Origin of the sequence: Bdellovibrio sp. HCB117, from assembly GCF_047305915.1 — a bacterium.
In the GTDB taxonomy this organism is placed as follows: domain Bacteria; phylum Bdellovibrionota; class Bdellovibrionia; order Bdellovibrionales; family Bdellovibrionaceae; genus Bdellovibrio; species Bdellovibrio bacteriovorus_B.
Map to the genome: position 1 here is coordinate 3294409 of NZ_CP178622.1, position 15230 is coordinate 3309638.

The window sequence follows — 15230 nt, forward strand, 5'->3', positions numbered from 1 at the left end:
ACATTTGCAAAGTCGAGTGCAAATAAAGGAGGAAAGTAAAAAGAGCCCTTGCGGGCTCTTTTCATTAAGCAGCGTTTCTAACTTGAACTTGTTTCAAGAGATCGCCGGCAATCTTATCGAGAGGAAGAATCTTGTCGGCCGCACCCAAAGCTACGGCCGCCGCTGGCATTCCGTACACGACGCAGGTTTCTTCGTTCTGAGCAACAGTGTAAGCACCGGCATTCTTCATTTCCAGAAGACCTTCGGCACCGTCTTTACCCATCCCCGTCAAAACTACTCCCAAGGCATTCTTACCTACGTACTTCGCGACGGACTTCATCATATAGTCTGCGGCAGGACGCACGCTGTGCAATGCCGGCCCTTGATGAAGCTTCACGTGATAGAAGGCACCACTACGATGGATTTCCATATGATAGTTTCCTGGAGCGATCAATACACGACCCGGAACGACTTGGTCCCCTTCTTGAGCCTCTTTGACTTCAAAAGGAAACATGTTGTTCAAATTATCCGCGAAAGATTTCGTAAATCCGGGCGGCATATGTTGCACAATCAAAGTACCAGGAATATCCGCTGGCATTCCCGACAAGAAAACTTTCAATGCCTCTGTTCCACCCGTTGAAGAAGCCACTGCGATCAACTGATGCGTTGTACGCGCCAGTGACGTCGCCACTTTTTGAACAGGAGCTCCCGGCGTCACAACTTTTTTCACGGGATTGATGCGGGCCTTCGCAACCGCTTTCACTTTCTCGATAATCGAGTGTGAAAGCGTCTCTAAGCTTTGGCTGACGTCAATGGAAGGTTTTTCCATGATTTCAATCGCGCCCGCTTCCAACGCACGCAAATAAGTTTCCGAACCCGTTTTAGCTAAGCTCGAAAAGATAATCGTACGAGTTGGAAAGTGCTGCATGACTTTTTCTAGGAAGCTGATGCCGTCCATACGAGGCATCTCAACATCCAAAGTCATTACATCGGGCTTCAAAGCCACCAGTTTGTCACGTGCGATGTAAGGATCTGAAGCGGTACCCACGACCTCAATATCCGGAGAAGAACTGAAGATCTTTTCCAAGAGCTTACGGATCACCGCAGAGTCATCAACGATTAAAACACGAATTTTTTGCGCCATAAATGGGGCCTTTACTGGTTAAAGCTTTTGGTAAACAGCTCTGGAAAGGGGTTTCAAACCAGTATGCTTAACGTTTCCAGACTCAGAATGGCCCAAAATCAAATAGCCACCCGGCGCCAAGCAAGATACCAAATTATCAATGACCTTTTTCGTGGTCTGCTCATCAAAGTAAATCAAGACGTTACGGCAAAAGATCACGTGAAACTTATGCTGAAATTCGTACTTGGGATTCATCAAATTGAAGGGAGCAAAGCGAATCATCTTGTGGATAGAATCCTTGGCCCTGAAAAACTCGTCGCCATTGGCTTTCACCTTCTCAAAGTACTTAACTCTTTGAGCTGGAGGAAGACCTTGCATTTCGCGCTCTTCATAAGTACCAACAGAGGCCTTCTTTAAGACCTGCAAATCAATGTCGGTTGCTAAAAGACGCACTTTTGTAGATGAAGTCTCGCCCAAAGCTTCACAGGCTGTCATCGCAATTGTGTAGGGCTCTTGGCCCGTACTTGCGGCGGCACACCACATGCGAATGTCCGAGCCAAACTTTTTTGCCAGCTCAGGAATAATATTTTGAAGGAAATCGAAGTGATTCGATTCGCGATAAAAAGACGTCATATTCGTCGTCAACGCCGAAATAAATTCAGACGTTAAGTCCGGTCCGCCTTTTTCTAATAATGTCCAATACTCTTCGTAACTTTTCAAAGAGTGTCTTCTTAAAAGCTTCACGATGCGATTACGGATGAGTGCATGATTCTTTGGCGTCAGTGGAAGGTCCACACCCGCCAATTGATACATGTGCTCAGCAAACTTCGTAAACATTTTATCTGAAAGCTTGATCTCTTCAAAATCGTAAAGAGATCCTACTAATTCATTCTTTTTTACAGCCGTCATGCCGCCATCTCCCGACCCTTAGCTACGTTATTCACTAAAGCCCCCGGTTCCAAAATTAGAACCGTACGGCCGTCTCCAAGAATCGCGGCGCCCGCGACTTCTGGAATGTCTTGACCTGTCGTGATTGGTTTCACAACCACCTGAGCCTGTCCTAAAACGTCGTCCACGGGGAACGCCATTTGACCGGTCATAGACTCAATAATCACCAACATTGTTTCTTCACGGCGCGCACTCAAAGAGTTCTCGCGGCGTTTTTCCAATTGTTGATCTTTTTTATTCAAACTCCAATTGATCGAACCCAAAGTTTTGGAGACATCAATCACCGGCAATAAATGACCGCGAATGCTTGCCACTTTTCCCGCACCAGAAATATTCGTGTAGTCCTTTGGAAGAACGCGCACGATTTCACGGATTGAATGAATCGGAAGGATGTAACGAGCCCCATCTAGAGCTACGATAATACCGTCCGTGATCGCCGTGCTTAGGGGGATTGTCAGGCGGAACGTTGTTCCCTGTCCTGCTTTGGAATAGATGTTGATCTTACCATTGATTTTATCAAGGTTTGACTTAACAACGTCCAAACCAACACCTCGACCGGAAAGATCTGAGATCTTATCTGCCGTCGAAAAACCGGGATAGAAGATATATTGATAAACTTGTTCATCCGGAATTGTCGCTGGATCCACTCCTTGCGGAACAAAGCCCTTTTCAATCGCCTTACCTAATACTTTTTCACGGTTGATACCGCCACCGTCATCCGTAATATCAATCGTGACGTTACCGCCTGATTGTTTTGCAGATACGGTCACTTTCGCGGTCGCGGGTTTACCACGTTCTAAGCGCACTTCTTTCTTTTCCACCCCGTGGTCCATCGAGTTACGAACCAAGTGAACGAGAGGATCGCCAAGAAGTTCAAAAACGGTTCTTTCAACCTCTGTTTCTTCACCAATCAATTGCAAATCAACCGGTTTATCCAAAGTCAAAGACACGTCTCGAACGATACGTTGAATTTTAATGAACATGGATTTTAGCGGCGTCATGCGAATGCTCAAAGTTTTTTCGTACAACTCGCGCACAGCTTTATCCAATTGATCGACAATGCCTTCAAGACGCAAGTTCACGCCACTGCGAACCGTCTCGTCATGCACAAGCTGATTTTTAAGAACCACAAGCTCGCCGACCGCATCAAGAACTGAGTCCACGCGACCGGTGTCAACTTTGATAGTTCCGTTTAACTTACCTTTATTATTGCCACCGTTAGAGTCCGATGCTGCCGGAGCCGAACTGGCTGCGGGCTTTGACTCTTTCGGAGTTGGTTGAGACGCCACAACTTTCAACGCGGGCTTTTCCACAACCGGCGCAGGAGCCGGAGCTGTAGCGACAGGAGCTGGTGCCGCCTTTTTTTGTTCTGCTTCTTTAGCTTCAAATTCAGCGCGGTCTTCAGGGGACAACTGTCCAAGAAGCTCTGCAAGTAATTCGTGATTAGTGCAATCATCTTCAGGAGCGGCTTCAGCAACGGGAGCGGCCGCTGCAAAGAAATCATCTGGAGCAGCTTCTTTCACTTCATCATGAGCCGGAGCGGCGGCTTCTTTGCTATGCGAAGATTGTTTGCCGGAAAGTTCTTCGGTAATCTGAATCAACTGAGCTTTCAGTTCAGCCGGATCCCATGCCCCTGTTTTACCTTGTTGTAAAAAGGCAATGCGGTTTTTCAATTCGTCACCAGATGTTAATAGAAGTGAAATTACATTGGAGTTCACTAGCTCTGGGCGCGAACGCAAAAGATCTAAAAGGTCTTCCATCACGTGAGCGAACTTAGAAAGATCCGTCAACCCTACCGCCGCAGCACCACCCTTCACCGAGTGCGCCACACGGAAAATGTCCGTAAGGTCTTTTGCAGGATCTTGACTGTTTTCCAGCCTCATCATGTATTCTTCGTATTGCTCAAGCATGAACGCAGATTCGTTCAAAAAATCCATCTGCAGTTCTTCAAAAAAGGAATTATCACCGCTCATGTGCGCTCCATTATCATATAAAAATCACAAGGAATTATCGGACGATAGAGGGTTCTTCTGTTTCCGTCGTTAGTCCAGAATGAGACAAAATAAAACGGGGGACGAAGTTCCTCACATTCACCCGACTATTGTCTCAGATTGCGCGCCTCAAAATGTGACTTTGTTAACTTTTTTACTTAATTAGGTCCAGCAACAAAATCCCTTAAAGTTCGAAGCCGTTTTTCTCGAAGAGTTGTTTGAGTGATTTTATTTCTACTACTTGAAAGGCAATTACAATGAGCGATGTATCTATGAAAGCAAAACCAGGCCAATATCTAACTTTCCAATTGATGGCTGAGCAATATGGCGTGGCGATCGAAACAGTGCGTGAGATCAATCAGTTTGGTGAGATTACTCCTGTTCCTCGTACACCAGACTATGTAAAAGGCGTGATGAACCTTCGTGGTAAAATCATTCCTGTAGTAAATCTTCGCGTGAAGTTTGGTATGTCAGCACAAGACACTACACGAGACACTTGCATCATCGTGATCGACACTGAAATCGGTCAAGTGGGCATGATCGTAGACTCTGTTAAAGAGGTTGTAGATCTTCAAGAAAACCAAATCGAGCCTTCTCCAGTGCTTGGTAACGAAAATGCAATGTCTTTCGTTCGTGGTATGGGTAAGGTTGATAACAAAGTTGTTATCCTAGTAGACATCGTTTCTGCTTTCTCATCAGAGCAAATGGGCACAATGGCTCAGTACTCTCACTCAGAAGCTGCTTAATAGATATTTTAAAAGTAGATTTAAAAGAAAACCCGCAGGAAACTGCGGGTTTTTTATTTTGAAATGAGCAGGCTCGCATTTGTGTTAAGTTATCAACACAAACTTAAAAAACTACCAAGCCTGGCTTTTTTGAAAGAAACCGCCTGCTGCTTCAACGATTGCGCCGGCATCCACTTTGTGTTTGCGGTACAAATCCATCGCCGTGTAGGCACTTTGTCCGAACTCTCCGTGCACACCTAAGCTTTTCACTTTCAACGTAGTCACATCGGCTTGCGACAATGCATGCGTCAGCATTTGTCCGAAGCCACCAATCACTTGGTGATCTTCCACCGTAATCAATTGACCTTGCGTTTTCTCTAAAGAAGCTTTGAAAGTCGCGACATCAATGTGATTTACACAAGCTGAATTGACAACAATCGCACCCACGCCTTTAGCTTCAAGGTCCTGCGCCGCTTTCAAAGCTTGCGGCACCAATGAACCCGTCGTTGCAATCGTTACGCATTTGCCGTTCTTACCAGACGTTGTGTCGATAAGAATTTGCGCTTTTCTTAAGTCGTAAGAACTTGGTGTTACATATGACTTAGGGAAGTTTTCACGGCCTAAGAAGAAAATCGAAGAATTTGGCACTTCACCATTTTTACGAGCTTTTGCGAAGTTCTCGATAGCTGCATAAACCAAAGCATCAGCTTCCTCACTGCAAGACAACGAATAAACGTCCACGTGAGGAATTGATGAAACCATTGCCATATAGCTCAACGCTTGATGAGAAGCCCCATCGGCCGCATCTTGGAAACCAGTGTGGGAGAAGATCGCAATAATCGGCGCTTCAGATAAAGCCCCCATGGTCAAAGGCAAAGCCCCTTTCGTCACACCAAATTGCGCGAAGGTATCAACAACTGGGATATAACCTAGTTTAGAAAGACCTGCCGCTGTTGAAACCATGTTGCTTTCTGCGATACCCACATCAAAAGAGTCATGAGGGAATTCTTTACGGAAACCCGCGACCCCCGTGGAACCCGGAAGATCCGAAGTCACGCTCAATACAGGAAGACCCGCTTTGCGAGCGCGAATCATCGCCGCAGAAACACCCGTTTGAATTTTTTCACCCGAATCTTTGACTCCGCTAGCTTTGATTTCAGCTTCCCACTTATGAAGTTCATCAATCCACATATTGTAAATGGGAAGAAGGGCTTCACCGCCATAGATCTCACCCAAGAAAGCCGCAAGTTCTGTTGGGCTCTTTAAAGGGAACCCGTGACCACCGGAAGCAGACTCGATGGTTTTCTTAGTTCCGATACCTTTGACCGTCTTTGCATGAATGACGACAGGCATTTTTGGATTTGCCTGAGCTGTTTCAATCGCATTCACGATAGTGTCGTAACATTTCTGCAAGTCGTTACCTTCTTGCAAAGTGATCACATTCCATCCCAAAGCTTTTAAAGACTCAAATGTCGGCGTCATCGAGAATGACTCGGCGTCAATACGACCAGAAAGTTTTGTGTTGTTATCACTGATGATCAAAACAAAAGGACCCATCTTTCCTTTTTGCGCCAGGCCTGGAATAGCGGCGAAAGATTCTTTCGCCTCTCCTTCCATGCAGGCTCCATCAGAAATCGTTGTCACCGTCACGCGGTTTGTGCCAGCAATAGCTTCACCCATCGCGACACCTTGTGATTGCGGGAAAGCCGAACCCAAAGGACCGTTCGAGATGAATACACCTTCAGGGAAACAATGAACTTCACCGTGACCTGTCAATCCGCTTTCGATAGAGCGGAATTTTTTAAGACTGTCTAAAGTCAAACCCGCCATGCCGTAGTTGGCTTTCAAAGCATACAAACCGTTTTCACAGTGACCAGCATCATTGATCAAATGGAACATGTCGTACCATTGTTTTTTCACGCGAGAAGAAACGTCGAAAACATGGCCGTGAAGAGCCGACATTAATTCTGCCAAAGCAGCAGGTCCACCGTAGTGAGAAGCCGCTCCGCCGAGGACGGCATTCATGTCCATCAAAGACACAAGCACGCGCGTTGCGCGAGGATCCGCCACAGGAATTTGGCGTCCGTCTTTGCTTTTGACATAGGTTTTAAATTGAGGCTCCTGTGAAGGATTGCCCGCGAGTTTTGTTTTGATTTGGATGGGTTCTGTCATAAGATCTAGTTTTACTCTAAGGGCCTAGCCGCGTAAAGCGCAGGGGCTGCTTACCGGGAGCGTTAAATGGAAAAACTTTATTCCCATAATATTCGCGACATCCTAAAGGTGGAGTTACACCGCCATCTGGACTGCTCAGTGCGTTGGAGTACACTCATCGAACTGGCCCCGCAGGTAGGGATTCCTTTAGCAAAGACGACTCAAGGTCAAAAAGATCAATTTCTTATCACAGGTCCCATGAAAGACCTGGGCTCGGTGCTAAACAAATTCCTGAATGCGCAAAAAGTATTAGCCAGTGAAGAAATCCTGACTCGCATTGCATTTGAAGCCTGCGAAGACGCTTACAACGATGGCATACGACTTTTAGAGCTTCGTTATGCTCCCACATTTATTGCCGACGGCCACAAATCTTTGACTTACGAAAAGATTCACAAGTCTTTGCATAAAGGCATCGAGATGGCTCGCAAGAAATATCCCATGGCCATCGGACTTATTTGTATTATTCAAAGAATCAAACCTTATGAAGTGGCCGAAGAAGTCGTAGATTTCGCGATTGACCACAAAGACAGTTTCTTGGCTTTGGATCTTGCCGACAATGAAGAAGGATTTGATCCAAAAATTTTTGCGCCGCTTTTTCAAAAAGCAAAAAAGGCCGGACTGCATATCACGGTTCATTCTGGAGAGGCGCCAAATTCTGCCAGTTGGGTTCGGGACAGTATTGAGATCTTAGGAGCCGAACGCATCGGTCACGGGATTCAGATCATTAACAATCCCGACGTGCTAAACTTCGTTCGCGACCGCAAGATTCCTTTGGAAGTTTGCCCGATCAGTAACTACCTGACGCAGAGTTTTAAAACCTACGAAGAGCATCCGATTCGCAAACTGATGGAGCAAGGAATTCTCGTGACCATCAATTCGGATGATCCCGGTGTTTTTGCAACCCAGCTAAGTGACGACTATGAAGTTCTTCATCGTGTTCATGGGTTCAGCAAAGAAGATTTCAAACGCTGCAATCAAGTTTCTTTTGATGCCAGTTTCTTTCCTGAAGCCGAAAAAAATCGCTTTATGTCGGAGTTCTTTGGATGAACGAAAAGTTAAAAGAAGAACTTCTGCACCTGATCCGCGAAGACGAAGCCACCCGCGAAGTCCTGGCCAGCACAGGCGAGTTGTTTCACGGTTATCATCCCGCCATGGAAAAAGTGCATCTGCGTAACGCCGATAAACTGAAAAAACTGATCGAAGACAATAAAGGTTTTCCCACTATAGATCAGGTCGGTGAAGATGCCTGTGTCGCCGCTTTAAGAATTGTCCTGCATGCGATCAGCTTGCCTGAATTTATGCGCGCCCAAGAACAGGTCTTAGTCGATCTTGCTAAGCAAAACAAGGTGCCCAAATCTTATGTCGCGATTCTTGTGGATCGCATTCGTTTTTATGAGGGCCGTAAACAAGTCTATGCCACCAATGCTGACTGGGACGAAAACGGAATTCTGCGAATCACTGAAGTGGAAGATCCAGATAAATTAAATCAACGCCGACATCAAATGGGACTTCCGCCATTGGAAAGTTTGGTTGTGACACCTCGGGACGGAGAATACCATCCGCCCGACCCTGCTAAGCGCCATCAAGAGTTTCTGGAATGGACGCGCAAAACAGGTTGGCGCTCTCTAACCTAGGAGGAGGCTCAGCCTGTCATCCTACTTCCAAGTTGACTAACAAAGCTCTGGCCTGATTATCTCTATCTATGGAAACACAATACTTATCAGGCTTTGGTAATCACTTTTCGTCAGAAGCTCGTCCCGGCGCGCTTCCTTTAGAACAAAACTCTCCGCAAGTCGCTCCATTAGGGCTTTATCCAGAGCAACTCAGTGGTTCCGCCTTCACAGCTCCTCGTCATCACAACATGTATACTTGGCTTTATCGCATTCGCCCTTCCGTGATGCACAAGGCGTTTAAGCCGCTTAAAGAGCTAACACAAAAAACATTTTTTAAACCTCAGCATATCAATCCCAATCAAATGCGCTGGAATGCCACAAACGACACGGCTGGAAATTTCGTTGAAGGCATTCGCACTGTGTGCGGCAATGGCTCTGCTTACGAACAACGCGGCCTTCATGTTCATCTTTATTCCTTCAATCAAGAGATGGGGAATAAGTATTTCATGAACGCCGATGGCGATTTTCTTTTCGTACCGCAAGCCGGTTCCGTACAAATCAAAACGGAATTAGGAATTATTGAAGCCGAGCCAGGAGAAATCGTTCTAGTTCCTCGCGGAATGAAGATGCAAGTGAATCCGTTAAAGGGAGGAAACTGCAAAGGCTATATCGGAGAAAACTTCGGAGCGCCCTTCCGTCTTCCCGAGTTAGGACCTATCGGCGCCAATGGCTTGGCACACCGTCGTCATTTCCTAACACCGGTCGCGGCATTTGAAGACAAAGAAGGTTCTTTTGAATTGATCGGAAAATTCAACAACGACTTGTGGGTGGCGGAGATGGGACATTCTCCTTTAGACGTAGTCGCGTGGCACGGAAACTATGTTCCTTTCAAATATGATCTTCGTAAATTCAACACGGTGAATACGGTCAGTTACGATCATCCAGATCCTTCCATCTTCACTGTGCTTACCTCAGCAAGTGATACACCAGGAACAGCGAATGTGGACTTTGCGATCTTCCCACCACGCTGGATGGTCGCAGAACACACCTTCCGTCCGCCTTACTTCCACAGAAACTGCATGAGCGAATACATGGGTTTAATCTATGGTGAGTACGACGCAAAAACGGCAGGAGGATTTGTCCCGGGCGGTGGAAGTTTGCACAACTTCTATTCTGCACACGGACCTGACGTGGATGCTTTTGAAAAAGCGAGCAAGGTCGATCTTAAACCTCACAAGATCGTCGATACGATGGCCTTTATGTTTGAATCGCGCGCACCGTACATGGTGACAGACTTCGCGATGGGTAAAGGTTTCATTCAAGAAGACTACCAAGACTGCTGGCAAAATTTTAAAAAGAATTTTAAGTAATATTAGGCCGCGGCAACCTTGAAACATCGGGTTGCCGCCAAGTCCTCTCAGAGATCGAATTACCATCCATCCCACTTTGATGTTTCATTCTAAGACACGCAATAACCAGAAAAACTTAATAATACGTCTTAAGTAGCCGATAAGTTTCATATCTTATGAACTTCTGTACGTTCTTGTTTTTCATAGTTGGCTTTGTGCTGGCCACATCTAATCACGCACAGGCTTCGCCGAATGCGTTGACATACCAGGGTCGCATCCTGAATGTGAATGGCCAACCTTTAGAACATAACAATGTCAGCTTCCTCTTTGAAATCACGAGTCCCAATGGAAATTGTGTTATCTATCGCGAACAAAAAGATGGCGTGAGCCTGCTGAACTCTCGCGGTGTCTTTGATGTCCCGATTGGATCAGGCAACAAACTCTTTCCGACGGACCCTCTTTTTACACTTCTAGACTCGTTCAATAATTCTCAAGCTCAAAACTGTTATGGCGGAGGAGCACCTTATGTTCCCAGCGCCGGGGACATCCGTCTTTTGAAAGTTCAGTTTCACGATGGCTCCGGGTGGAGAGTGATTTCGCCTTCCAATGAAATTCGCACCGTTCCCTATGCGGCTTACGCACGTTCAGCCGAAAAGCTTGGAACAAAAACAGAGAATGACTTCGTCGTAAAGACTGGAGTTCCTACTTGTGCCGCCAATGAATTTTTGAAATGGAATGGTTCTGCACTTATCTGTGCGCCTGTCAGCGGAGCAAGCGGTGGAACGGTGACAACAGTGACGTCCACCAACTCTTATGTAACGATTGTTAATAACACCTCAACTCCCCAAGTGACCTTAAATGTTGGCACGACTGCCGGGACAGTTGCCGCGGGCGACGACGCTCGCCTTAGCGATTCCCGCGTTCCCAAAGGGGCCGCCGGTGGAGATTTGAGCGGCACTTACCCAAACCCTTCTGTCGCAAGAATTCAAAATACACCCATTGCAAATACGACACCGACTTCAAATCAGTTTTTGAAATTTGACGGCACTCAATGGACCGGTGCCGGTATCAACATCAGCGATGTGACAAATTTAAATTCGACTTTGAATAATTATCTTTTGAAATCCACTTTCGACGGATATGTCACTTCGGCGGGCTGCTTGCCTCATCAGACCATGTACTGGAGTGCCGTGCTAGGATTTCAGTGCCAGTCCATCAATGTTTCGGTTGCTGGCGATGTCAGCGGGACGATAGGTTCCGTCTCTGTAAATAGAATCAAAGGCGTTGATGTCGATACGACGGGTTTAACTTCAGGCCAAGTTCTAAAATACGACGGCACAAAATGGGCACCCGCAGCCGATAATAACGGCGGTGGCACAGTCACCAATATCTCTACCGGAACCGGGCTTAGCGGTGGACCGATTACAGGAACGGGAACAATATCTCTTACGAATACCGCCGTCACAGCAGGTTCATACACTCGCGCAAATATCACTGTGGATGCTCAAGGGCGCTTAACGGCGGCCAGCAATGGTTCGTCCATCAATCTTGCGACGGAAGTCACAGGCACTTTACCCATTGCAAATGGTGGAACGGGACAGACTTCGACTTTGGCCGCTTTTAATGCGCTTTCCCCTCTGACTGCGAAAGGTGATATTCTTGTTCGCAACGACACCAACAACTCTCGCCTTCCTGTGGGCGCTAACGGACAAATACTTTCTGCCAATTCCGCAGCGGCTTCCGGTCTGGAGTGGATCACCCCTGCTTATGGCACGGTAACCAATGTCAGCGGGACAGCTCCTATTTCCGTAGCCACCGGAACAAGCACACCCGTGATCTCAATCAGTGATGCAACGACCGCCGCCAAAGGGGCCGTTCGAGTGGGTGCTGGTATTGCTGTTTCTTCAGGTACCATCAGCGCGGATCCCGCCAACTTTCCCTCAACAGTTCCCGTCACAAAGGGTGGTACAGGGACGGGCACTTTAACAGCCAACAGATTGATCGCTTCTGATGGAACTGGCTCCTCGCTTTCGACTTTCAACTGTGCTGTTGGGCAATTGGTTTCTTTCGACGCCACGGGCATGATGACTTGTTCCGCTTTCACTACAGGGTCGATTTTTATTAATGCCGGAAATTCTTTTTCTGCCGACGCCATCCTCGGAACTAATGATGGCTTTGCATTGAATCTAGAAACTAACAATCAAATGAGAGTAACCGTGTCTGCCGATGGTAACGTGGGAATTGGCACCACCACTCCTCACACTTCGGCTCTTTTAGAAATTTCTTCTGCAGCAAAGGGCTTTCTGCCCCCACGTATGACTCGTGCGCAACGAAACGCTATTACGGGAGCTCCTCAAGGATTGGTTATTTATAATACCGACGACAACACCGTCGACTACTACAATGGCGCCAACTGGTTTTCTTTAAATGGATCACCGAAGTATATGAAACGGGGCATGGCGGGTTATCAAACTGTTGATCAAAACTCTATTGTCGCTTTCTCTTTAACCACGGCAAATAACGGAATGACCACCACAAGTAACGGGATCAATCTTAAAGCCGGAGTCACTTATCGTCTTGAAGCTTCTTTAAATACGTATCAGAGCGATGGAAATGGATACCTCGGCTATGTGTTTTACAATGGCACCACCACCTTTGGTGCCCCCGCTTACACAGATGAACCCGACTCAGTGGGTGCGTACGGCTTTAAGTCCACTCTTCTTGAAATCTACACTCCGGCAACGGATCAGACAGTTTACGTTCGTATCAGCGATGACAATATCGGCGCCGGCCAAGTCACTCCAAACTACAACACCTACTTTATGGCGACCGAGCTTGTTCCTTCAGGTCCCGGCGGTGGTGGAGCCGACAATCTTGGAAATCACGCCGCCACCCAGAATATCAACTTGGGTTCGCACTGGGTGTCAGGGGATGGAACTTCTAATGGGCTTCGCGTGGATAATTCAGGTAATGTCGGTGTGAAAACCGCTTCACCATCGGCCGCTTTGGAAGTTACCGGAGACGTCAAAATTTCTGGCCAAATCGTCAACAATGCTTGGACGGACATAACCGCTTTCACAAATTCGTGGGCCGCCTATTATCCCATCGCAGGCGTTGCAGCTCCGGGCTATCGCAAAGGAAAAGACGCTCGAGTTTATCTTCGCGGATGTATGGCTCCTGGAACCTGGGGAAACGCGGCCTTCACATTTCCAGTTGGATTCAGGCCGACGACGAATATGACGCTAAATCTGACGGCTTATTCTGGCACGGCAGGAACGGCGGTGGCCGTTTATGCTTGGATCTACACGGATGGAACTTTTAGACCTTGGATAGCAAACACAGCCACCTGGCTATGTCTGGATGGAACTAGTTTCCCAACGGATTAGTATTTCACTGCAAAAGTTCTGGCTGACGTGATTGATGACCCAAAGGTTCTTCCGAGAGCCAAGACTGAATCACTGCGACCAATTCTTGCCGACGTGTCGGCTTTGTTAAAACGGCATCGAAGCCCGCTTTAATACATCTCATGGTTTCTTCTCTCATCGCGTGAGCCGTAAGCGCAACGATAGGCCCTTCATAACCGAGCTTACGAATGCGTTGCACGGCCTCATACCCATCCATTAAAGGCATTTGTATATCCATGAGGATTAAATCCACGTGAGACTCACAAACTGTCTCTAAGGCTTCAACACCACTTCCCGCTTGAAGCAGTCGAACTTTATGAGGACGAAGATAACGATCAATAAGAAGTCTGTTATCACTGACATCGTCGACAATCAGGATGACCTTATCTTCTAACGAGTGAGAAGCTATATCCGAATGCGACACCACAGGTGTTCGTACTTGGGGCGCTCCCTCAACTGTATCCAAAACAAGAGTGATTTCAAAAACAGAACCGACCTGAACTTCAGAAGAAATCAGCTTTAAGTCCCCGCCCAGCTTTTGCGCGAGCTGCTGAGAAATCACCAAACCTAAACCCGTCCCACCGAAGCGTCTGGCAGTTGAAACGTCGGCTTGAGCAAAAGGTTTAAAGAGCTTTTGAACTTCATCCACTGTCAAACCCGCACCCGTATCCCGCACGGTAAAAGTCACACGACGAGCTTCACAGGATTCGCGTTCCGAGATCGCGTCTTCAACACGAACTTGAACATCGACTTGTCCCTTGGTGGTGAATTTAATGGCGTTACCAATAACGTTAAAAAGAATCTGCTTAATTCGCAAAGGATCGGAAACAAAGGTCAGATTTCTATCGCAGGACTGAATCTTTAGCGAAATACCTTTTTCAGTCGCACGAAATCCCAAACTTGCTTCGACATCTTTTAAAAGATCCTTCAAAGAAAATTCTTTCTTTTCGAATTCCAGTCTCTGCGCTTCGATTTTTGTAAGATCTAAAATATCGTCGATAAGGCGCAGCAAAAGCTCTCCATTTCGTCGGATGACTGCCAGAAATTCATTTCTTTCAGAGTCACTCAACTTATCTTGAGACAGAATGTCGGCAAATCCTAAAACCGCCCCTAAGGGTGTGCGAATCTCGTGAGAGATATTGGCTAAGAAATGGCTTTTAGCTACGTTGGCCTCTTCAGCTTTCTTCTTAAGAAACTCCATCTCTTGAACTTGTTTATTCAAAAGACGGCGTTGCTGATCCAAAAGTACAAATGTGCGAACTTTACTGCGGACTGCATGAGGATCTAAAGGTTTGAATAAAAAATCCACCGCGCCCGTATCATATCCTTCAAAAAGAACAGAGCGGTCTTGTTGACGCGAGGTCATCAAAATCATCGGAAGATGACGGGTCTTTTTCAAAGCCCGAACCAGCCGCGCGAGTTCAAATCCGCTCATCCCTGGCATTTGCACGTCCATAAGCGCCAAGGCGAAGTCGTGGTTCATCAATAGCGACAGTGCTTCCTCCGCACTTTTCGCTGAAAGAACTTGAATATCTTCGCCTGAAATCAGGTGAGACAGAAATAAAATGTTCTCATGATGATCGTCCACGATGAGTAGCTTGGTTTTCTCCATGCAACTTTTCCCCTGATTCGATGAATGGTGATCCCGCGGACGTGCTATTGAAAATGATCTCATTCTTTTAATATCGAATCTTGGTAAAGGACTTAACACAACCTATTTAGAATATCCAAAGCAAACAACATAGCGTGTGCTCCTCGCGAACAAGTTCCGGTAAAAAGATTTCTGGAAATTTTATGATACAGTTAAGATTCGCGCTGTATTCGAAACTAATCGAAGCCCAACCAAGTGCGTTCGCGTACATGGCCCATATTTTTTGTGAAATTACA

Annotated in this window: 10 protein-coding genes; 5 read left to right on the forward strand and 5 right to left on the reverse strand. The window is 46.7% G+C overall.

All coding sequences use genetic code 11. The features are described from left to right. Positions 1–64 precede the first annotated feature (64 nt). The 3 genes from ACLWBD_RS15515 to ACLWBD_RS15525 are packed head-to-tail and all read right to left on the reverse strand — an operon-like array spanning position 65 to position 4023. Entirely contained in the window at positions 65–1123 is a 1059-nt protein-coding gene (locus ACLWBD_RS15515; protein ID WP_063205257.1) for a protein-glutamate methylesterase/protein-glutamine glutaminase, read from the reverse strand. Positions 1124–1141: 18 nt separating this feature from the next. Continuing rightward, positions 1142–2011: a CheR family methyltransferase gene (locus ACLWBD_RS15520; protein WP_063205258.1), complete on the reverse strand. Its 870-nt coding sequence runs from the start codon at positions 2009–2011 to the stop codon at positions 1142–1144. Then, the gene (locus ACLWBD_RS15525; protein ID WP_413568893.1) at positions 2008–4023 is read right to left on the reverse strand and encodes a chemotaxis protein CheA; all 2016 of its coding nucleotides are present in this window, start codon (positions 4021–4023) and stop codon (positions 2008–2010) included. Before ACLWBD_RS15525 ends, ACLWBD_RS15520 begins: the two co-directional genes overlap by 4 nt. Before the next feature lie 275 nt (positions 4024–4298). Here ACLWBD_RS15525 and ACLWBD_RS15530 point away from each other — a divergent pair, with 275 nt between their 5' ends. Beyond that, the gene (locus ACLWBD_RS15530) at positions 4299–4787 is read left to right on the forward strand and encodes a chemotaxis protein CheW (protein WP_063205260.1); all 489 of its coding nucleotides are present in this window, start codon (positions 4299–4301) and stop codon (positions 4785–4787) included. Between the two features lie 111 nt (positions 4788–4898). Here ACLWBD_RS15530 and ACLWBD_RS15535 read toward each other — a convergent pair whose 3' ends face one another. Then, on the reverse strand, positions 4899–6938 hold the full coding sequence (locus tag ACLWBD_RS15535) for a transketolase C-terminal domain-containing protein (RefSeq protein WP_413568895.1): 2040 nt from the start codon (positions 6936–6938) through the stop codon (positions 4899–4901). A gap of 66 nt (positions 6939–7004) precedes the next feature. Here ACLWBD_RS15535 and add point away from each other — a divergent pair, with 66 nt between their 5' ends. The 4 genes from add (at position 7005) to ACLWBD_RS15555 (ending at position 13325) form a co-directional block, all read left to right on the forward strand. Then, on the forward strand, positions 7005–8024 hold the full coding sequence (add, locus tag ACLWBD_RS15540; RefSeq protein WP_081112129.1) for an adenosine deaminase: 1020 nt from the start codon (positions 7005–7007) through the stop codon (positions 8022–8024). After that, complete coding sequence (locus tag ACLWBD_RS15545; protein WP_063205262.1) at positions 8021–8611, forward strand: DUF6624 domain-containing protein; 591 nt, start codon at positions 8021–8023, stop codon at positions 8609–8611. Before add ends, ACLWBD_RS15545 begins: the two co-directional genes overlap by 4 nt. A gap of 68 nt (positions 8612–8679) precedes the next feature. Next, positions 8680–9960 (forward strand): homogentisate 1,2-dioxygenase, encoded by a 1281-nt coding sequence (gene hmgA, locus ACLWBD_RS15550; RefSeq protein WP_413568896.1) that lies wholly within the window; start codon positions 8680–8682, stop codon positions 9958–9960. Positions 9961–10115: 155 nt separating this feature from the next. Then, positions 10116–13325, forward strand: coding sequence for a hypothetical protein (locus ACLWBD_RS15555; RefSeq protein WP_413568897.1), 3210 nt, complete (start codon positions 10116–10118; stop codon positions 13323–13325). Positions 13326–13329: 4 nt separating this feature from the next. Here the strand turns inward: ACLWBD_RS15555 and ACLWBD_RS15560 are convergent, their stop codons facing one another. Further along, the gene (locus ACLWBD_RS15560; RefSeq protein ID WP_413568899.1) at positions 13330–14955 is read right to left on the reverse strand and encodes a response regulator; all 1626 of its coding nucleotides are present in this window, start codon (positions 14953–14955) and stop codon (positions 13330–13332) included. Between the last annotated feature and the right edge of the window lie 275 nt (positions 14956–15230).

What these genes read in the sequence shown, in the direction of transcription:
- ACLWBD_RS15525 (WP_413568893.1), bottom strand. Translation starts at nt 4,023, where the DNA reads ATGAGCGGTGATAATTCCTTTTTTGAAGAACTGCAGATGGATTTTTTG.
- add (WP_081112129.1), top strand. Translation starts at nt 7,005, where the DNA reads ATGGAAAAACTTTATTCCCATAATATTCGCGACATCCTAAAGGTGGAG.
- ACLWBD_RS15515 (WP_063205257.1), bottom strand. Translation starts at nt 1,123, where the DNA reads ATGGCGCAAAAAATTCGTGTTTTAATCGTTGATGACTCTGCGGTGATC.
- ACLWBD_RS15560 (WP_413568899.1), bottom strand. Translation starts at nt 14,955, where the DNA reads ATGGAGAAAACCAAGCTACTCATCGTGGACGATCATCATGAGAACATT.
- ACLWBD_RS15555 (WP_413568897.1), top strand. Translation starts at nt 10,116, where the DNA reads ATGAACTTCTGTACGTTCTTGTTTTTCATAGTTGGCTTTGTGCTGGCC.
- ACLWBD_RS15520 (WP_063205258.1), bottom strand. Translation starts at nt 2,011, where the DNA reads ATGACGGCTGTAAAAAAGAATGAATTAGTAGGATCTCTTTACGATTTT.
- ACLWBD_RS15530 (WP_063205260.1), top strand. Translation starts at nt 4,299, where the DNA reads ATGAGCGATGTATCTATGAAAGCAAAACCAGGCCAATATCTAACTTTC.
- ACLWBD_RS15535 (WP_413568895.1), bottom strand. Translation starts at nt 6,938, where the DNA reads ATGACAGAACCCATCCAAATCAAAACAAAACTCGCGGGCAATCCTTCA.
- hmgA (WP_413568896.1), top strand. Translation starts at nt 8,680, where the DNA reads ATGGAAACACAATACTTATCAGGCTTTGGTAATCACTTTTCGTCAGAA.
- ACLWBD_RS15545 (WP_063205262.1), top strand. Translation starts at nt 8,021, where the DNA reads ATGAACGAAAAGTTAAAAGAAGAACTTCTGCACCTGATCCGCGAAGAC.